We start from the raw sequence: 19,606 nt of genomic DNA, 5'->3' as shown, positions 1-19,606 counted from the left end.
GATGGATACGTCATCAACAGAATCAAGAACGTGATTGTATTGGGGATGCACCCCTACCCCTGGCATGACGATCAGATCAGTGACACGATGCGTTCCATGACAAAAGCCTTTTCCGGCGTCAGGCCGGTCTTCATCAACCCCAGTGTCGGTTTCTCACGTGCCCAAAAGGAAAACTACGCCTTGCGCTTTCGCTGGACATCGGTCGAAGACGAGGCTGTTCATGTATGCACGCGGCCCCTTGAAACCGTCCCCGCATCCTTCGGTTTGGGAAAGGTCAAACATCGTTGGACCCTCCGTCAGTTGAACGGCTTCATCGCATCCATTCTCGGCGAAGACTGGAGAAGAGAAAGCCTGTTATATGTGTCCTCCGGCGGCATCGCCCAGTCCTATGAGACGGCGGAAGCGCTGGGCGCGCCGCTGATGGCGCTGGACATCCTTGACGACAACCTTGCTTTTCCCGGCATCTCACCAAGGGAGAAGGCCATGCTGGAAGCTTTTTTTGCCGCCTTGCTCGCCAGGTCTGCCGTTGCGACAGTTGTCTCCGATTATCTCTATCAGAAACTCGCCAATCAACAGCCGGAAAAAATCAAGCTGCTGCCGAACGGGGTGGATGTACGCCGTTACTCCTACTGCCCTGACTATTCAAAGGAAATTGCCGAGTTGCGGGGACTGGAACGGCCCCTGATCGGTTTCGTCGGCGCCATCACCAGTTGGATTGACCTGGAACTGCTCTTAAAGATAGCGGACAGGATGGCCAAGGGCACGCTGGTCATGGCCGGTCCCGTCGTTCAGGAGGCCATTTCTCGCGACCTGTTCGCGCGATTGACCGACCACCCTCGGGTGGCGTTCACTGGTCCTGTACCGCCGCAACGGGTGCCTCATTTTTTGCACCAATTCGATGTTCTATTGTTGCCCCGAAACTACGCGCCCCACTCACTGGCCTCAGACCCCTTGAAACTGTATGAGTACATGGCGACAGGCAAGCCTGTTCTATCGACAGCCTTGCCAAGCGCCTTGCGTTTTCGAGATGCCATTTACGTGGGCCAAGGGCATGAGGAAGTGATAGCCCTGTTGGAGAAGGCGCTTTTCGACTGGTCGCCCGAACGCTCGCAGAAATGCCGAGACGCCGTCGCGGCGATGACGTGGGAGAACCGGGCGAAAACGCTTCTGGAGTGGGTGGAAGCGGCAGCGCCGGCGCGCCGGTTGCACTGAACCAGGTTCCGGATCAGGAGACACTTTTTGCACCGTCTCCGCCTGTCCCGTCCTTTTTGGTCCGGCGACGGCGAGGCTTCTCTTCGTTTGCGGGATGATTTCCCGATTCCATCGTTTCGATAACCGTTGTTGTTTCCGTCGCTGTTGCGTCCGATAGGTCCGTCGTTTCCGTTGCTTTCAGCGATTTAGATCCCGTGGGCGCCTTCGGTTCTTCCGGTGTTTTTACCGCACTTGATTTCCGGACCCTCGGCGCTTTGGGGGCTTTGGGTGTTTGTTCCTTTGTCGCCTTCGCCGATTTCGTCGACTTCGTCGCGGCCGAAGAAAATTCGATATTCATTGTCCCTGTCTGGGCGTCAAAGACGATCACCGCCGGATAGGGCTTTTTTTCTTTGGTGTAAAAACGCAGGCGCGGCGAGCGCCCCTTCTCCAACAAAGCCAGCGCCGTCTTCTCGGTGATCCGCTTGCCACGGAAGGTCTTCCAGATCGTGACGGGGCAGTTTTCATCCTTCCAGTTGGCGCAGGCATAGGCCTTGCGATTTTCCACGATGGCGCCGCCGCAGCGCGGGCAGGTGGCGAGCCGCCGGGCGCAGGCGCCCTTGTCATACCAGGTTTTCTCGGCCCTCTCCAATTGCTTGACCAGGTGGACAGCCAGGTCGGATACGCGGCGGTTAAACTCGGCGGGCTGGCCGTTGCCGCGGGCGATCTCGTTCAGGTACTTCTCCCAGCGGCCTGTCATCTCTGCCGAGAGGAGAACAGGAATGTCGGACTTTTCGACTAAACTGACGAGGGCCATCCCCTTGGGCGTCGGTTCGATCTGCTTGCCCTGCAGTTCGATGTAGCCGACCTCTTTCAGCCGTTCAATGGTGGCGGCCCGAGTGGCCGGCGTTCCCAGACCGGCATCCTTCATGATCTCCCGCAGTTCCTCATCGTCCAGTTGCTTGCCGGCTGTCTCCATGGCCGCCAGGAGGCTGCCCTCCGTATAGGCCTTCGGCGGTTCTGTCTGCTTCTCCAGCACCTCTGCGCCGGCGCAGCGCACCGTCAAGCCGGCGCGCTCCGGCAGTCGTTCCTGTGCTTTCGGCGGCGCCCAGCCGCCGTCGACGACCTTCCAGCCAGGGTCGACGATGGCTTTCTCCGAGCTCCGGAAGAGATGGACGCCCCGATCAGCAGACGCCTTGGGCGGCGCAGCGACGGTCGTCTCGTTGCCGGATAGGGTCCCATCCGGTACGGCAGTCAAGACGACCCGTTCCCGGTAGCGAGCGGGCAGATAGTAATGGGCGAGCACCCGACGGACGATCCGGTCATAGACCTTCTGCTTGTCCCCCACCAGCCCGGAGGGCACGAGCGACGTGGGAAGCAGGGCGTGGTGGTCTTCAACCGCCTCCGGGCGGCAGATATTCCGGTTGCGCTCATGGACCAGTTGCGGATTCCCCCTGGCGACGAAGGGGCCATAGACCGGGTGATTCGCTAGATGGGAGACAACGCGCCGGAGCAAGGACAGGCCGTGCCGGTCGACAAAGCGGCTGTTGGTGCGAGGATATGTAATGAACTTGCTGTCATACAGTTCTTGAGCGATCTTCAGGGTCTTGCTGGCGGAAAAACCGAAGAGGCGGTTGCACTCGCGCTGCAGTGTCGTCAGGTCATAGAGCCGGGGAGGGAGCTCGCGGGACTCTTTTTCATCCACCTGGCAGACCTCGCCTTGGCGGCCGTTGACGGCGGCGGCGATGGCCTCCCCTTTCTCCCGCTCACTGAGGCGGCGCGTCTCCCCTTTATCCTGCAACCACACGCCCCGGTAGTCACAGCCGTCACCCTGAAAGCGCGCCCAGACCTCCCAGTAGATCTCCGGGACAAAGGCGTCTCGCCGGCGACGGTTCTCACAGATCATGGCCAGCACCGGCGTCTGCACCCTGCCCAGAGAGAGCAATTCGCCAAAGCGGGTTGTGAAGGCCCGGGTGGCGTTGATGCCGATCAGCCAGTCGCCCTCGCTTCGGCAACGGGCCGATTTGAACAGGTTGTCATACCGTTGCAGCGGCTGCAATTCGGCCATGGCCGCCCGAATCGCTTCGCCGGTGAGGGAAGCTGTCCACAGCCGCCAGGCCGGCATTCCTTCCAGGCGCAGGTAGGCGACGATGTAGCGGAAGATCAGTTCCCCTTCCCGGGCGGCGTCACAGGCGTTGATCAAACCCCGGCACTTTTTGGCCAGTGACGCGATGGTCTTCAACTGGGATTCGGTCTTTTTTACCGGCCGCAGTTGAAAATCAGGGATGATCGGAAGATCATTGAAACGCCAGCGCTTGAGGCTGGAACGGTAGTCCTCCGGCTCAGCCAGTTGGACCAGATGGCCGACAGCCCAGGTGACATAATAGTCGGCGCTTTCCAGGTACCCGCGCTTCTTTTGAAAGGAACCGGCGGCGGCTTCGGCGATGGCTTCGGCGGCGCTAGGTTTCTCGGCAATGATCAGTATCTTCAAAACGTCCTCCCCCGGGGATGAGAAAAGCGGGGCATCCTCTGCCCCGCTTGGCTACCCACGGTATTTCAACTCAATGACGATGACCTTACTCTTGGTCCTGATTGTCCATGTATTCCTGGACTTCGGCGTTGGCCTCTTCCTCTTTGGCGGCGCGCATGCTCAGGGAGATGCGGCGCTCGGCTTCCTTGATGTCGAGAACTTTCACCTTGACCTGCTCGCCGACAGAGACGACATCTTCCGGTTTGTTGACGCGGCGGTCAGCCAGTTGGGAGATGTGAATCAGGCCGTCAACGCCCGGCTCCAATTCGGCAAAGGCGCCAAAGGGGGTGAGACGGACAACGGTGACGGTGATGATGGAGTCGATGGGGTATTTCTCGGTAACGGTGCTCCAAGGATTGGGCAGCACCTGCTTGAGACCGAGGGATACCTTTTCCTTCTCGCGGTCGACTTTGAGGACATAGACGTCAATGACGTCGCCTTCTTTGACGACTTCGCTGGGATGCTTGATGCGGCCCCAGGACATTTCAGACACGTGGAGCAGGCCATCCACACCGCCCAGGTCGACAAAGGCGCCGAAGTCGGTCAGGCGACGAACAGCGCCGCGACGGGTCTGGCCTTCTTCGATCTCTTCCCATGTCTTGGTCCGGGCTTCTTTGTACTCTTCTTCCAGGACAACTTTTTGAGACAAAACGGCATTGTTCCGGCGGGTGTCGATCTCCATGATCTTCATCCGCAGGGTCTGGCCGATGTACTTTTCCAGATTTTCCACGTAGCCCCGTTCCACCTGGGAAGCGGGAACAAAGCCGATGACGCCCACATCAACGCGCAGGCCGCCCTTGACGACGGCAATGACTTCGCCGGTGATGATATCGCCCCGGTCCTTGACTTCTTGCAGGGCGACAACTTTCTCCCGTTCGATGGCGCGGCGGCGGGACAGGACCAGGGTGCCGTCTTCCGATTCGGCCTTGAGAATGACGACTTTCACTTCGTCGCCCACTTTGACAATATCGCTAGCCGAGCTAGGAATCCGGGTCGCCAGTTCCCGCATGGGGATGACGCCTTCCGACTTGCCGGCCACGTCGACGAGCACCTCGTCATGGCTGACTTTGACGACAATACCGGTGATCAGTTGGCCTTCTTCCATCTTCTTGAGGGATTCGGCGAACATTTTGTCCATATCCTCGACTTCTTGCTCGGGCTCTTGGACTTCAAGAACTTCTTGATTTTGTTCCAACAGTTCGGTCGTTGCCTGTTCCTGGTTCACATCGGTCATTCTTTGTACTACCTCCTCGATTATCCAACGGGGGGTGGATGCCCCCGCAGTTACCCCCGCTTTTTGCTTGCCTAAAAACCAATCCAGTTCCAACTCGTCGGCTGTCTCCACATGGTAGGTGGGGACGCCGGCGCTCTGGCAGATCTGGGCCAGCTTGGCTGTGTTGGAACTGTTGCGCCCGCCGACAACGACGATCACATCGACTTCGTCCGCCAAACGCCGGGCCGCTTCCTGGCGCTTGTTTGTCGCTGCGCAGATGGTGTTGCGGACTTCCAGATCATCAGCCTTGACGCGCAAAGCCGACTCGATTTGGCGCAAGGTAGCCTCTTTTAGGGTAGTTTGTGCGATTAACGCCGCCTTACCCCGAAGATCAAGGGCTTCCGCCTCTCGCTCGTCGGCAACGACGAAGGCCTTGCCGCCCGTCCAGGCGACGATCCCCTGCACTTCCGGATGATGCCGGTCGCCAGCGACGATCACCTGGCAGCCCTGGTCGGTAAACTCCTTGGCCAGTTTCTGCACCTTATGGACGAAAGGACAGGTGGCATCAACGATGTCAAAGCCGCGCTGTTTCGCCTGCTCGAAGACCTCGGGTCCGACGCCGTGAGAGCGGATGACGAGCCGCCCGGGAGATGCCGCTTCGAGATCTTCCACTTCTCCCACACCCTGTTGGGCCAGACGCTCAACGACCTGCGGGTTGTGGATCAGCGGCCCAAAGGTGGCCACCCGGTTGCCTTGGCTGACTTCCTTCTCCACTTGATCGAGCGCCCGTTGGACACCAAAACAAAACCCAGCGTGTTCCGCCAGGAGGACTTGCAAACCCATCACTCCCCTGTTCGTCAGGTTTTATTTTCGTGATAAAACGGATAAATCCTGCTTGTACTCTCAAAATCTCTCTGAATTTTAGAAGAAAAGGGGTATCGGGTTAAAATAGGATATTCCGTGATTCTCAGGGTATCCATTCATTTTAGCAATTTATTTACACTTCTACGTGCCTTTCCAGCACATAGCTGGAAAAGACAAAGCAGAGGACGGCAATCAGCGCCATAAATGCGACTGCTTCGATCAGCGACGCTGAGGTTATCCTTTCCGGCAGCCTGCTGATTCCGCCGGCCTTATCCTTGGGAAAAAAGTAATTCGGAATGAACGTGCCTAAAGCGATGACGGCCAACCAAATCGCCGGCAGAACCGGTCTCAGTCTCGATTTGCTCACGACGATCCAGACGATGCCCAGCATGATCGGCAGTGAACTGGCGACAAGCAAGAGCAACAATCCCGGCAATGCATGAGCGACCAACCCATGCAGCGATTGTCCATTCCAGATATCGGGACGCAAAAACAAGCCGGTGATGGTAAACAGGAAAAATACCGCCAGTGTGCTGGCGAGGGCGTAGAGGAAGCGAACAAAGGCGGATGCCGCCTTGGCTCCCAGCAAAACCGTCCGTGAATAGGGCAAGGCAAGCCACCAACTGACGGTCCCATTGTGCCATTCCTGTTTCAGCGTGCGGATCGATAGCCCAAAACCGAGAAACAATAAAAAGGGAATGCCACTCAGCATGTCTTCGGGATGCAGGAATCCCCGGAGGATGGCGTAAGCGAACAGGGCGATGCCTGTCGCGCCAATCATCGCCATATAGGCTTTCCACCACAGCGTCTGGCTGTGAGGGCGGGCTTTCTTTAGCTTCAGATCATTGGCAACCAATGCGCAAAAGGGATTCAATGAAATAACCTCCTATAGGTCGATTCGACTGACTGGCGGCGAGAACGGAGATCGTCCGTTCTTTCCGCTTGGATAATCTTCCCGTGATCGATAAAAACCACATGGTCAAAGAGACTTTCCGCCTTTGCGATTTCGTGGGTGCTGATCACCATTGTCTGGTCTTGCCGTTCACTCATCGTCAATACGAGGGTTTCGATGATGCGTTCCCGAGAAACCAGATCAATCCCGGAGAAGGGCTCATCGAGCAGTAGCAACTTGGCCTCCCGGCCAAGACAGAGCAACAATTGCAAACGCGCCTCCTGTCCCTTAGAAAGGGCGCTGACTTTCATCGTCAGATCGAGTCCGGTAAAGGCAGCCATCTGATCGGCCCAGGCTCGATTGAATCGCGGAAAGACCTGTTCGGCATAGGCGATCGCTTGTCCAACCGTTTGAAAGGGATACCAATGTCCCCGATCGGGAAGGTAGGCGATGTCGGCATTTTGTCGCCAAGAAGGGCCTTCGCCCAGCACTCGGACCTGACCCGCGTCAGCATGAGCCAGCCCCACGAGGATTTTAAAAAGTGTCGATTTACCGGCGCCGTTAGGACCCAGCAGAGCAGTGACCGTTCCTGCAGGAATTTCGACACTCAGCCTATTGAGAATCCGTTTGGGGCCATAGGTTTTGACAAGTTCCTGAATCTCAACAGCGTTGTTCATGACCAATCTACTTCCTCCAGCATTTTTTTGGCGGATGCTTGGTCCATCCCTAAGTCTTTCATGGAAGCGATAAAGCCTCTGATAGCGTCTTCAGCGAGGATCTTCCGGACCTGGTTGATCTTTTCAGGGGAGGTGGTGATAAAAGTTCCCTGTCCGCGCCGTGTTTCGGTCAAGCCGTCTCGCTCCAATTCTTGGTAGGCTCGCATCACCGTGTTCGGGTTCACTTTCAACTGCTGCGCCATTTCCCGAATGGATGGAATCTTCTCGCCGAGGGCGATTTCCTTTCTGGACACGGCATGACGAATTTGATAGAGTATCTGCTCATAAAGCGGTTTCGAGAGGTCCAGTTGAAAGCGGCTGCCCAGATGTTCTGTGTTCACAGCATGCCCCTTCCCTTTTTGGATGGTGGTTTGTGAATTCGGGAACTATCGCACGTGTATTATATCACTTAATGCACAATAAACAACGGCATTTGGCCCACTTCCGTTTATGCAATATGTGGAAACCATAATCAAGACCAGGTGGTCCCTTACCGGCAAACGCCAGCATTTGGTGCATCCCAAAGCAAGATGATCAATATACTCTAGGTCAAAGCAGAGACGTACGCGCCAAAACCGCCTCTGCAACCGACAGAGCAAAAAGAAAGCATAACGTAAGCCCCACCCTGGAAACAAGGTGGGGCTACTCATTCGCCTGTTGTTATATATCCTTCGCTCGATTCACCAATTCCGTGATTTTTTCCATCATATCATCGGACATCTCATGCAACCGTTGTGACGACAACCGCTCCCCTTCCGCCGCGGCGATCCGGAAAGGCTGACCGATCGCGACGGAAAAAGGACGAAACCACCCGCCGGAGAAGACGTTCCCGCTGTTATGGAGGCCCACCGGCAAAATATAGGCCCCCGATTTGGCGGCGATCATGGCGGTGCCCGCCTTGGCCTCGCCCGTTTCGCCGGTCTTGCTCCGCGTTCCTTCCGGGAAGATGCAGATCACTTTGTTCTGCTCCAGGATATCGAGCGATTTTTTCAGCGCCTGGCGACCTGATTTTCCCCGGTCCACCGAATAGGCGCCACAGACGGTCATCACCTGGGACAAAAGGGGGATCTTAAACAGTTCCGCCTTGGCCATAAAGTGGAGCTGCCGGGGAAGGACGCAGGCCAGGATGACGGGGTCCCAGTTGGAAACATGGTTGCTGACCACGATCAGGGGGACGTCCATGGGCACATGCTCCAGTCCGCTGATCCGCCAACGGCAAAAATATCGAAAAGGAAGGCGAAAACAGGCCCGCAAAAACCGGTAGAGCCAATAGGCCGAGGCCATCCCCTGGCGTTCCATTTCTTCCGGATCGGCAACGGTGGATCGGATCGATTCAGTCATCGCCCATCCTCCGCCCGGCTATGTACCATATCCAGCAAGCGCCCCACAACCTCGTCAAAGGCAAGGCCGGTTGTATCGAGGTAGACGGCGTCAGCCGCTTGCACGAGCGGCGCCGTTTCCCGCGTCATATCCTCCCGATCGCGCCGCTCCATGTCGGCGCGCAATTGTTCAAGATCCACGTCCGCGCCTTTCAGGCTCATCTCCTTGAAACGGCGTCGAGCGCGCTCCTCCACAGAGGCGGTCAGGAAGACCTTGACCTCCGCCTGGGGCAGCACATGGGTGCCGATATCGCGCCCATCCATGACGACGCCGCCCCGCATGGCCATCTTCTGCTGCAGGCGCACCATAGGCACACGGACGCCGGCCACAGCGGAGACACGAGAGACATGGCGAGACACCTCCGTCGTCCGGATGGCGTCAGTCACATCCTGCCCGTCGACAAGAACCGTCAAACCGCCCGGGACGGGAAGCAGCACAATATCGGCCGCTTCGGCGAGCCGCGCCAGCGCCGCGTCGTCAGACAGGGCGATCCCCTTTTGCAAGGCGAGCCAGGTCAAGGCGCGATACATGGCGCCCGTGTCGATATAGAGATAGCCCAGGCGTTTGGCCAACTCCCGGGCAACAGTGCTCTTGCCGGCGCCGGCCGGACCGTCGATGGCTACTTGGATTCCGGCGTGGGTCACAATTTCTATCCCCTTCGCAGTATCGTGATTCGCTCGTTTGGCAGGGTGCGTCGACAGCCTGAGCGGTTTGAGCGGAGCGGCGTCAGCGAGCGAACGCTGCGGAGCGTCAAGGGCGCCACGGTTCACATGCAGAAAAGCCCAGAGGTTTGGCGCCCGAGCGGAGCGGCGGAGCGAGTAGCCGCGGAGCTCTTAGCGAAGGCTGTCGGCGCACCCCCGCCACTAGGAGCGATCACGATTCAAGTTTTCTGCCGATATTTTACCACATATCCCGGCCACAACGCACATCACCCCGCTACGAGCGCAGCCGCTCCAACAGGGCCGCGAAACCGGGGAAGGACACGTCGATGCTGCCGGCGTCGTGAATGACCGTCTCCCCCTCCGCCAGCAGGCCGGCGACAGCCATCGCCATGGCCACCCGGTGATCGCCGTGGCTCTCCGTCTCAGCGCCCCGCAGCGCAGCGCCGCCCCGGATGATCATCCCATCAGGCCGCTCCTCCACATCGGCGCCAAGCTTGCGCAGTTCGCCGGCCATGACGGCGATGCGGTCCGTCTCTTTCACCCGCATCTCGGCGGCGTCACGGATCTCAGTCGTCCCCTCGGCAAAGAGGGCCGCCACAGCGATGATCGGCAGTTCGTCGATGAGCCGGGGGATGATGGAACCGCCGATGGTTGTCCCCTTCAGCGAGGCGCTCCGGACTACCAGATCGGCCACCAACTCGCCGGCCGCCTCACGGGCATTTTCCACCTGCACATGGCCGCCCATGGCGCGCAAGACCTCGATGACGCCGTCACGGGTCGGGTTAAGGCCGATGTTGCGCAGGACCAACTCCGAGCCGGGCACGATCGATGCGGCGACGAGCAAAAAGGCCGCCGAGGAGATGTCGCCGGGAACCTCGATCTCCTGTGCGCGCAGCTCGGGAAAGCCTTCGACAGACGCCGTCCGGCCATCGGCCGACCGCTCGATCTTGGCGCCGAAAGCGGTCAGCATCCGCTCCGTATGATCCCGCGACAGCAGCGGCTCCCGGACGCTGGTGCGCCCTTCGGCGAAAAGCCCTGCCAACAACACGGCCGACTTCACCTGGGCGCTCGCCACAGGGCTGACATAGTCGATGGCTTCCAAGGCCATGGAGGCGCCGTTGATCGCCAAGGGCGCTTTTGTCGCATTCTCCCGTCCCCAAATGGAAGCGCCCATCTCCAGGAGCGGCCGGGTGACGCGACCCATGGGGCGCCGCCGGATGGAGGCATCGCCAGTGATGATCGACAAAAAAGGCAGGCCGCTCAAGATGCCGCTCATCAGGCGTATCGTCGTGCCCGAGTTGCCCACGTCAAGCACCTCAGAAGGTTCTTTCAATCCTCCCGGTCCCTGACCGTAGACAACCACCTCCGATGGAGAGGGCCGCTCGATCCGGACACCCAGCTTGCGGAAGCAATCGATGGTGGACAGGCAATCCTGGCCGGGCAAAAAACGGTGGACGCGCGTCACGCCGGTCGCCAGCGCTCCGAACATGACAGCCCGGTGGGAGATGGATTTGTCGCCGGGCACATCGGTCTCGCCGCGCAAAGGCCGGCCCGGTCTGACGGCAAGGGTTTTGAGCAACTCTTTTTGCGTATCACTCATAGAATCCAGGGTCTCCTTTTTCCGCGTATTTTAGAAAAGGCGGTTGTCTTTCGCGCCAAAGCGTCGAAACAACCGCCTGAATCATCGAGAAGGAGCGCGCCGCCGGCCCTGCGCCGCTTGACCTTCCCTGTTACCAACGTTTGACGATGATCCCCGCCCCGGCCAGGACATCGACGGCCCGGTCGGCATCGGGCGCTTCATAGAAACCGATGCGGATGGTGCCGCCATGGCCTTCGCGAACCCGCAGGATTTCGATGTCGGCGATGTTGACGCCGTTGTCGCCCAGGATGCGGGCCATCGTGCCGATGACGCCAGGTTCGTCGGGAACGGTGACGACGATCTCATGGATGCCCGGCAGAATCCCTTTGGCCTTGCGGGGGATCGACAGCCGCACCTCCCGGGCGTGAGCCAGGGTGTGCCGAAGCGCCTCGACGGGAGCGCCGGCGGCGCTTTCGGCTGGGCTGCCTTTTCTCGGGCCGACTTCTCTTGCATCGTCTTTTCCTGTGCAGCCTTGACCTGCGCCACCGGCATCGCCGCTTGCGCCGCTGCCGCCACAGGCGCTGATCTGACCTTCCAGCCGATCCAAGGCCTTGCGGAAGCAGCCGATCATATGTAGCAACGGCGCCCGGTTGGTGCAGGCGATGTCCACCCACATCTGGGGATCGCCGGCGGCGACGCGGGTCGTATCGCGAAATCCCCCGGCCGCCAGCATGGGCGCTTGCGGATAGGCCTTCGCCACATCACTCAAGGTTTCCACCAGGGCCACCGCCATCATGTGGGGCAGGTGGCTGACCAGGGCGACCATCCGGTCATGCTCTTCAGCGCCGAGCAGCAACACCCGAGCGCCGACAGCCTGAATCAGGTCTTTGACGGTCTGCAACGCGGCGGCGTCTGTATCCCCATCGGGTGTCAACACGTAGACAGCGTTCTCCAACAGATAGCGATCCGCCCCCCGGATTCCCTGCTTCTCTGAGCCGGCCATGGGATGGCCGCCGACAAAGCGAATCCCCGGCGGGAGCAATTTCCCCATCTGTTCCAGCACCCACTGTTTTGTCGAGCCCACATCGGTGACAATCGCGTCCGCCTTCAGGCGGCTCGCGATGGCTTCGATGATGGACGGATAGGTGCGAACCGGCGTGGCGAGCACGATCAGATCGGCATTCGCGACAGCCCTGGCGGCATCCGCTTCGACGCGGTGGGCGGCGCGGGTGGCCAGGGCCAAAGCCCGCGTTTCTTCGTCGCGGTCAACGCCGATCACCTCTTCGACCACCTGCCCCTGGGTCAGCGCCATCGCTAAGGAACCGCCGATAACGCCTAAACCGATGATGACCACGCGGCGAAAGGCTCCTTCCGCCTGTTCCAATCTGTTCACCCCCGGATATAGCTGCCCAGCACACGGATCAGGGTGGTGAACTGTCCGATGGCGTTGAGCGCCTCAGCCACCTTGCGATCGCGCTGGTGGCCGGTAAAGTCGATGAAAAAGAGATACTGGCCCAACTCATGTTTGGTGGGCCGCGATTCAATGCGCGTCAGGTTGATCTCCCGCTCGGCAAACTCCTTCAAGATCGCATACAGGCCGCCCGGTCGATCCTGGGGGAGCGAGCAGACGAGCGATGTCTTGTCATTGCCCGTCGGTTCTGTCAACTGCCGCCCGACGACGACGAAACGGGTCTTGTTGTTGGGCCGGCTCTGGATCTCCGACTGGGCGATCTCGAGGCCGAGCCGGCGAGCGGCAAAAGCCGAGCCCACGGCGGCTCGCGGCGACCCGGGCGTGGTCAACTCGAGGGCTTTTTTGGCCCCCTCCACCGTCGATGAGGTGGCGATGGGCCGCGCGTTGGGGAGTTTCGCATCGAGAAACTTGCGGCACTGGGCCAGCGGTTGCGGATGCGAGTAGACCTCAACCACTTGGGTCCAATCGACCCCCGGCGGGACGAGCAACTGGTTATGGACAGAGAGGATCAGTTCGCCGAAGATGAACAGGCCCGGGTTTTCCACCAATTCATCCAAGGTCTGGTTGATCGTGCCTTCGATGGAGTTTTCCAAGGGCAAGATGGCGGCCTCGATCGCCCAGAGGCTCAATGCCTCATAGACGGCCGAAATGCTGGAAAAAGGCCGTAACGTCGTCTCCGGTAAAAAAAAGGCCTGGGCCGCTTCTTCGCTGAAGGTGCCTTCAGGCCCCAGATAGCCCACCGGCCCATTGACGGCGCCGGCGGGCCCTTTCGATTGTCGCTCAGTCATCATTTCCACAAATCCGTCTCCTTGCCGCTGTTCGCTGTCGTCTGTCATCGACAGGATTTCTCGAAATCCTCTTCCCGATCCTTCCTACAGCGGCGGCAAGTCACATTTTTTCGCGGGGAGCTTCGACGCATCCACTCTCTCTTCCCCGTTTCGGCCCGGTTGTGCCCCTTTAGGCCGTCCGACCCATCACGCCGGCGACCCGGCGCAAGTCATCCATGAGGCTGACAAACTCCTCGGGCCGCAAGGACTGGGGACCGTCGCAGAGCGCTTCGGCCGGGTTGGGGTGAACCTCCACCATGATCCCGTCGGCGCCGGCGGCGACAGAGGCCATCGACATGGGCCGGACGAGGTTGCGCTTGCCCGTGCCATGGCTGGGGTCGACGATGATCGGCAGGTGGCTGAGGCTTTTGATGATCGGAATGGCGCTCAGGTCGAGGGTGTTGCGCGTCTGCGTCTCAAAGGTGCGGATGCCCCGTTCACAGAGGATGACGTTGTAGTTGCCGCCGGCCATGATGTATTCCGCCGCCATCAGCCACTCCTCGATCGTGGCCGAGAGGCCGCGCTTGAGCAGGATCGGCCGGTTGACCCGGGACAGTTCTCGCAACAGGTGGAAGTTTTGCATATTGCGGGTGCCCACCTGCAGGATGTCGCTGTATTCGGCGATGATCTCGATGCTGCGGGTGTCCATGACCTCTGTGCAGATCAAGAGGCCCGTCTCCTCCCGCGCCTGGGCCAGGAGCTTGAGCCCTTGCTCTTCGAGGCCTTGGAAGGCGTAGGGGGAGGTCCGGGGCTTGAAAGCGCCGCCCCGCAGGATCTTGGCGCCGGCTGCCTTGACAGCTTGGGCCGATTCGAGCAGTTGTTCCCAGCTTTCCACGGCGCAGGGACCGGCAAAGATCTGCAGTTCCTCGCCGCCGATCGCCACATCGCCGATGCGGATGATCGTGTCCTGCTGGCGGAATGATCGGCCGGCCAATTTATAGGGTTGAAGCACAGGCATAACTTTCTCCACTCCCGGTTGGGCCTCCAGCGTCGACGCGGAGAGCCGGGACTTGTCGCCAATGACGCCGATGATCGTCTTTTCGACGCCTTGAGATAGATGAATCTGCAGCCCTTCTTTTTCGAGGCGCTGCTTGATCGCGTCAACCTGTTGGGCCGTTGCCCCTTCGCTCATCACAATGATCATGTGACAAATCCTCCCTTATCCTTCTGTTAATGTGTCCGGTCGGAAGGGCAGGCAATCGTCGGCCCAAGAAGACAAAAAGGTACCCCAGCAGGTGGAGTACCTCAAAATCGCCAGACAGACTCCTACCATACTTCCATGCTACCAAAAATGTGCATCATCACCGGCGGGCGCTCGCGGCCCTTCATCCTGCACCGGAGGGCGACCGAATCGCCTCCGCTACCTTGATCATCTCCATGAGATGATCTCCTACAATATCCAATATAGCACAGCCTCCACCAGGCTGCAACCATTTCCAATTGTTCGAATGTTCCCAGTTCAGCCAGTTGTTCAGCCGACAGCCGCCGCTAGCGCCTGGGCGAAGGCGCCCACCTCGTCGAGCATCTGCGGCCGGTTATCGAGGTTTTTGGCGATCAGCTTGACGATGGCGCTGCCCACGATGACGCCGTCACACTGGGGCGCCACGATGGCCGCATGCTCCGCCGTGGAGATGCCGAAGCCCAGAGCCAGCGGCACGTCGGTCATCGCCCGCACCCGCTCCAGCAAGGCCGCGGCGTCGGGCGGCAGATCGGCACGCATCCCCGTCACCCCGAGCAGGGAGACGCAGTAGATAAAGCCGCGCGCCTTCTCAGCGATGAGCCGGATCCGCTCCGGCGTCGATGTGGGCGCGGCCAGGGGTATCAAGGCCAGTCCTGACTCATCGAGGGGTTGGCGCAGCCCATCGCCCTCTTCCGCCGGCAGGTCGGCCACGATGACGCCGTCGACGCCACAGGCCGCCGCCTCACGGGCGAAGCGCGACAGGCCGAAGCGCAGGACCGGGTTGTAATAGGTCAAGAGGACGATGGGGATCGACGTCTCCCGGCGCAGCTGCCTTACCGTCTCCAGCACTTTAGGCAGCGTCGTCCCAGCGGCCAGCGCTCGCCCGGCCGCCTCCTGGATCACAGGGCCGTCAGCGACAGGGTCGCTAAAGGGCACGCCCAGTTCGATGATCGAGGCGCCCTTTCGCTCCAGCGTCAGCACCAGTTCCCGCGTTGTCTCCAGATCGGGATCGCCTGCCGTCACATAGGCGATGAAGGCCCGCTTGCCCTCGCCTTTCAAGGCGGCGAAGGTGGCCGCCAACCGTTCTGTTCCGCGAAGTTCTTCCATCTCAGCCCACCTCCCCGGCCAGTGTGTGCACATCTTTGTCGCCGCGACCCGACAGGTTGACGATCAACAGGCTGTCCGGGCTCATCTGGGGCGCCATTTTCGCCGCCTGGGCGACGGCGTGGGCGCTTTCCAGGGCAGGCAGGATGCCTTCTGTCAGCGCCAACAGGCGCACGCCCTCCAGGGCTTCTTTATCAGTGATCGCCAGAAATTCGGCTCGACCGCTGTCTTTTAAGTACGAGAGCTGGGGCCCCACGCCGGGGTAGTCGAGGCCGGCCGCGATCGAATGGGTTCCCAGGATCTGGCCGTCGTCATCCTGCAACAGGTAGGACACGGCGCCGTGCAGCACGCCGGGGATGCCGGCCGTCAGCGACGCTGAGTGCCGCCCCGTCTCCACCCCGTCGCCGCCGGCCTCGACGCCGATCAAGCGGACCGACGGATCGGACAAAAAGCCGGAAAACATGCCCATGGCATTGCTGCCGCCGCCGACACAGGCGAGGACGGCGTCGGGAAGGCGACCCTCCTTCTCCAGGATCTGCGCCCGCGCCTCGGCGCCGATGACCGATTGGAAGCAACGGACAATGGAGGGGTAGGGATGGGGACCTGCGGCGGTGCCGAAGCAGTAGAAGGTGTCTTGCACATGGGCGACCCAGTCGCGCATCGCCTCGTTGATGGCATCTTTGAGGGTCTTCGTTCCGGAGGTGACGGCGATCACCTTTGTGCCGAGCAGTTGCATCCGCAGCACGTTGAGCGCCTGCCGCTCCACATCCTCGGCGCCCATATAGACCTCACAGGGGATCCCAAAGAGGGCGCAGGCCGTCGCCGTCGCCACGCCGTGCTGACCGGCGCCGGTCTCAGCGATGACGCGCTTTTTGCCCATGCGCTTGGCCATCAGCACCTGGCCGAGGGTGTTGTTGATCTTGTGGGAGCCCGTATGGTTCAGGTCTTCCCGCTTCAGATAGATGCGGGCGCCGCCCAGGCGCTCTGTGAGCCGCCGCGCCAGGTAGAGCCGGCTGGGCCGGCCGGCGTATTCAGTGAGGAGGCTTAAAAACTCCTCCTGAAAAGCGGGGTCGTCGGTCATCTGTCGAAAAGCGGCCTCCAGTTCTTCCAGGGCCGGCTTCAGCGTTTCGGGAACAAAGGCGCCGCCGAAGGCGCCAAAACGACCATCAAGGGTAAATTGTCCAGTCAAGGCGAACACCCCTTTCTTTTTGAATTATCGAAGACGCAGCCGGTGCGACTGCTCCTCGGCCATTTTGGCATCATGATCATCATAACCATGATCATCGCGGGTCCGGAACCGCGCTGCTTCCACAAAGGCAGCCGCCTTCAGGGGATCTTTTTTTCCACCGGTCTCCACACCGGAGGCGACATCAACGCCATAAGGCCGGACGCGGGCGATGGCCTCGCCGACGTTGTTCGGTGTGAGCCCCCCTGCCAAGATCAGCGGGCGGCGCAGCCTGCCGCCGATCTTGGACCAGTCGAAGGTCCGGCCCATGCCGCCGAGGGCGTCGGGGCAGTAGGCGTCGATCAGATAGGCGTTGACGTCATACTCGTGGGCCTCTTGGGCCAGCTGTTCCCATTCGGTGAAGGCGGTGGCGCCTTTTTTCGCTTCCGGCGCGTCATCGCCCAGGCGGAAGGCCTTGATCACCGGATAGGACCAGCGGCGGCAGTATTCCGGCGTCTCTTCGCCGTGAAACTGCAAGACCTGGAGCCGGCAGAAGGTGGCGATCTCCTCGGCGCTGTATCTCGGCTCATCGGCAAAGACACCGACGACAGAGACGAAGGGCGGCAGTCGGAGGATGATCTCCCGGGCCGCCTCCGGGTTGAGATAACGGCGGGAACCGCGCACAAAGTTGAAAGCGATGGCATGGGCGCCGGCGCCCACCGCCGCTTCGGCGTCTTCAAAGGAACGGATGCCGCAGATTTTTACGCGGGGATGGTTGAACATGACAGGGCCTCCTATGCGGGGCATCTATCGGGCTAACGTTCGGCTATCATTCGGCTATCGATGGGGCCACCCATGGGCCAAGTGAGAAGTATCGGTTAACGGGGCGCCCCGATGAGCTCCCGCAGCGCTTTTCCCGGATCAACGGCCGTCACCAAGGCTTCGCCGACCAGGATGGCGTCAAAACCGGCCTCCAGGGCACGCCGGGCGTCACCGGCGTCGCGGATGCCGCTCTCAGCCACCTTGACGACGTCTTCCGGCAGCGCCGCGCCGAGACGCAGCACCTGTTCTTTGTCGACGGTCAACGTGGCCAGGTTGCGGGCGTTGATGCCGACGACGGGGAGCCACTCGGGGCGACGGGAGCGGTTTTTCGCCACCGCCTCCACCGCCCAGGCCAGGTCTTCCTCGCCATGGACCTCGATGAGCGTGTGAATCCCGTATTCCAGCGCCACAGCGCACATCTCCGCTAGAAGCGACGGCCCGAGCATGGCGGCGATGAGCAGGCAGGCGTCGGCGCCGCAGACGCGCGCCTCCAGCACCTGATAGGGGTCGATCAAAAAGTCCTTGCGCATCACCGGCAGGCCGACACGCGCCTTCGCCTCCTGCAGATCATCGAGATGACCGGAAAAGTATCTTTCTTCGGTCAAAATGGATAAGGCCGACGCGCCGGCCTGCTCATACCGGGCCGCCAGATCGCCCGCCTTCGCGCCGGGGAACAGAGGACCTTTCGACGGCGACGCCCGCTTCACCTCAGCGATGACCCGGACCGGTCCCGATGACCGCCGAAGCGCCCCAGCAAAATCCAGGACGGGCCCCATTGAAGCGACGCCGCGCGCCAGTTCGGAAAAAGCAACCTCCCGGCGCGCCATTTGCACCCGCTCGGCCTGAATCTCCCACATGGTCTGTAAAAAACCGGTCAGGGCAACCTCGGGGCTCCGATCGCTCATGCGCTCATCCCGCCTTCCCGGAGCGAGGCCGCTTGCGCCGTCACCTTCTTGACCCGTTCCAGCAGGCCTGCCGCCTCCCCGCCGTCAATGATCGACCGGGCCAGGGCGATCCCTTCTTCCAGTCTGTTCACTTTCCCGGAGATACAAAGGGCGGCGGCGGCGTTCAAGATGACGATGTGTCGCCGGTGCCCTTTTTCCCCGTTCAAGATGGCTGCTGTAATCGCCGCATTCTCGTTGCGGTCTCCACCCTTGAGATCGTCAGGGGCGCAGAGATCAAATCCGTAGGCGCGCGGGTCAATGCTTTCCACCTGCACCTCGCCCGCATTGAGACGGGCCACCGTCGTCGGCCCCGTCAGGGTGATCTCGTCGAGGCCGTCCTCGCCGTGAACCACCCAAGCCGATGTCGCTCCGAGACGGCGAAGCACCTGAGCGATCACCGGCACCCGTTCGGCGCTGTTGACACCCAGCAGTTGGCGAACCGCCCCGGCAGGGTTGCTCAAGGGGCCGAGGAGGTTGAAGACCGTGGGCACGCCCAGTTCCCGCCGCGTCGGCGCCGCATGGGCCATGGCGCGGTGGCACTGAGGCGCGAAAAAGAAGCCGAAGCCCGTCTCCATCAGGCAGCGATAGGCGTGATCGGGCGACAGATCGACGGTCACACCGAGGGCCTCCAACACGTCAGCCGACCCAGCCCGGCCTGACATGGCCCGGTTGCCGTGCTTTGCCACGGGCACACCGGCGGCGGCCACGACCAGGGCAGCCGTCGTGGAGATGTTGAAGGTGCCGGCGCCATCGCCGCCGGTGCCACAGGTATCGACCAGTTGCATCCGTATCGCCTCAAACCCGGCAGGGATGTATTCGGCCAATTCGCGGCCCACGCGGCTGCGCATGGACCGGGCGAATCCGGCGATCTCCTCTTCTCCCTCGCCGGTCAGGCGCAGGGCCACGAGCAGCGCCGCCAGTTGGACTGAGGGAACCTTCCCCTCCATCACAGCGTTCATCAGTTCCTCGGCCCGCCCTTCGCCGAGTCGTTCTCCGCTCAGCAAGCATTGCAGGCTGTGCTTGGCTATCTCTATGGACTGGCTCATCTCAACTCACCTCTGATTGATAT

General features: G+C 60.8%; 17 protein-coding genes. 1 reads left to right on the top strand and 16 read right to left on the bottom strand.

The window, feature by feature from the left end; genetic code table 11:
* The first annotated feature begins 30 nt into the window (after positions 1-30).
* Complete coding sequence (locus GTO89_RS01545) at positions 31-1,212, top strand: glycosyltransferase (protein WP_161260288.1); 1,182 nt, start codon at positions 31-33, stop codon at positions 1,210-1,212.
* 13 nt (positions 1,213-1,225) lie between these two features.
* Here the strand turns inward: GTO89_RS01545 and GTO89_RS01540 are convergent, their stop codons facing one another.
* From GTO89_RS01540 to trpD, 16 genes are all read right to left on the bottom strand, one after another.
* Positions 1,226-3,679, bottom strand: coding sequence for a type IA DNA topoisomerase (locus GTO89_RS01540; protein WP_161260287.1), 2,454 nt, complete (start codon positions 3,677-3,679; stop codon positions 1,226-1,228).
* Between the two features lie 85 nt (positions 3,680-3,764).
* Complete coding sequence (locus GTO89_RS01535; RefSeq protein WP_235920156.1) at positions 3,765-5,774, bottom strand: bifunctional 4-hydroxy-3-methylbut-2-enyl diphosphate reductase/30S ribosomal protein S1; 2,010 nt, start codon at positions 5,772-5,774, stop codon at positions 3,765-3,767.
* Positions 5,775-5,928: 154 nt separating this feature from the next.
* The gene (locus GTO89_RS01530; RefSeq protein ID WP_161260286.1) at positions 5,929-6,669 is read right to left on the bottom strand and encodes a hypothetical protein; all 741 of its coding nucleotides are present in this window, start codon (positions 6,667-6,669) and stop codon (positions 5,929-5,931) included.
* Positions 6,666-7,364 carry an ABC transporter ATP-binding protein gene (locus tag GTO89_RS01525; RefSeq protein ID WP_161260285.1) on the bottom strand — a complete coding sequence of 233 codons (699 nt, stop codon included), beginning with the start codon at positions 7,362-7,364 and terminating at the stop codon, positions 6,666-6,668. Before GTO89_RS01525 ends, GTO89_RS01530 begins: the two co-directional genes overlap by 4 nt.
* On the bottom strand, positions 7,361-7,744 hold the full coding sequence (locus GTO89_RS01520) for a GntR family transcriptional regulator (RefSeq protein ID WP_161260284.1): 384 nt from the start codon (positions 7,742-7,744) through the stop codon (positions 7,361-7,363). The genes GTO89_RS01525 and GTO89_RS01520 overlap by 4 nt, the downstream gene beginning before the upstream one ends.
* 319 nt (positions 7,745-8,063) lie before the next feature.
* Positions 8,064-8,744, bottom strand: coding sequence for a lysophospholipid acyltransferase family protein (locus GTO89_RS01515; protein WP_161260283.1), 681 nt, complete (start codon positions 8,742-8,744; stop codon positions 8,064-8,066).
* Entirely contained in the window at positions 8,741-9,427 is a 687-nt protein-coding gene (cmk, locus tag GTO89_RS01510; protein ID WP_161260282.1) for a (d)CMP kinase, read from the bottom strand. The genes GTO89_RS01515 and cmk overlap by 4 nt, the downstream gene beginning before the upstream one ends.
* Before the next feature lie 292 nt (positions 9,428-9,719).
* Positions 9,720-11,045 carry a 3-phosphoshikimate 1-carboxyvinyltransferase gene (gene aroA / locus GTO89_RS01505; protein WP_161260281.1) on the bottom strand — a complete coding sequence of 442 codons (1,326 nt, stop codon included), beginning with the start codon at positions 11,043-11,045 and terminating at the stop codon, positions 9,720-9,722.
* A 130-nt stretch (positions 11,046-11,175) separates the two neighbouring features.
* The gene (locus GTO89_RS01500) at positions 11,176-12,408 is read right to left on the bottom strand and encodes a prephenate dehydrogenase (protein WP_161260280.1); all 1,233 of its coding nucleotides are present in this window, start codon (positions 12,406-12,408) and stop codon (positions 11,176-11,178) included.
* 5 nt (positions 12,409-12,413) lie between these two features.
* On the bottom strand, positions 12,414-13,286 hold the full coding sequence (gene pheA / locus GTO89_RS01495) for a prephenate dehydratase (RefSeq protein WP_235920183.1): 873 nt from the start codon (positions 13,284-13,286) through the stop codon (positions 12,414-12,416).
* Between the two features lie 166 nt (positions 13,287-13,452).
* Positions 13,453-14,466: a 3-deoxy-7-phosphoheptulonate synthase gene (gene aroF / locus GTO89_RS01490; protein WP_161260278.1), complete on the bottom strand. Its 1,014-nt coding sequence runs from the start codon at positions 14,464-14,466 to the stop codon at positions 13,453-13,455.
* A 327-nt stretch (positions 14,467-14,793) separates the two neighbouring features.
* Entirely contained in the window at positions 14,794-15,609 is an 816-nt protein-coding gene (trpA, locus tag GTO89_RS01485; protein ID WP_161260277.1) for a tryptophan synthase subunit alpha, read from the bottom strand.
* A gap of 1 nt (position 15,610) precedes the next feature.
* The gene (gene trpB / locus GTO89_RS01480; RefSeq protein ID WP_161260276.1) at positions 15,611-16,804 is read right to left on the bottom strand and encodes a tryptophan synthase subunit beta; all 1,194 of its coding nucleotides are present in this window, start codon (positions 16,802-16,804) and stop codon (positions 15,611-15,613) included.
* Positions 16,805-16,819: 15 nt separating this feature from the next.
* Entirely contained in the window at positions 16,820-17,554 is a 735-nt protein-coding gene (locus tag GTO89_RS01475) for a phosphoribosylanthranilate isomerase (protein WP_161260275.1), read from the bottom strand.
* Positions 17,555-17,649: 95 nt separating this feature from the next.
* The gene (locus GTO89_RS01470) at positions 17,650-18,498 is read right to left on the bottom strand and encodes an indole-3-glycerol phosphate synthase TrpC (RefSeq protein WP_161260274.1); all 849 of its coding nucleotides are present in this window, start codon (positions 18,496-18,498) and stop codon (positions 17,650-17,652) included.
* Complete coding sequence (gene trpD / locus GTO89_RS01465) at positions 18,495-19,583, bottom strand: anthranilate phosphoribosyltransferase (protein ID WP_161260273.1); 1,089 nt, start codon at positions 19,581-19,583, stop codon at positions 18,495-18,497. Before trpD ends, GTO89_RS01470 begins: the two co-directional genes overlap by 4 nt.
* Positions 19,584-19,606 lie beyond the last annotated feature (23 nt).

Source organism: Heliomicrobium gestii, from assembly GCF_009877435.1.
GTDB classification, from domain to species: domain Bacteria; phylum Bacillota; class Desulfitobacteriia; order Heliobacteriales; family Heliobacteriaceae; genus Heliomicrobium; species Heliomicrobium gestii.
This window is presented reverse-complemented; position numbering and strand designations above follow the sequence as displayed.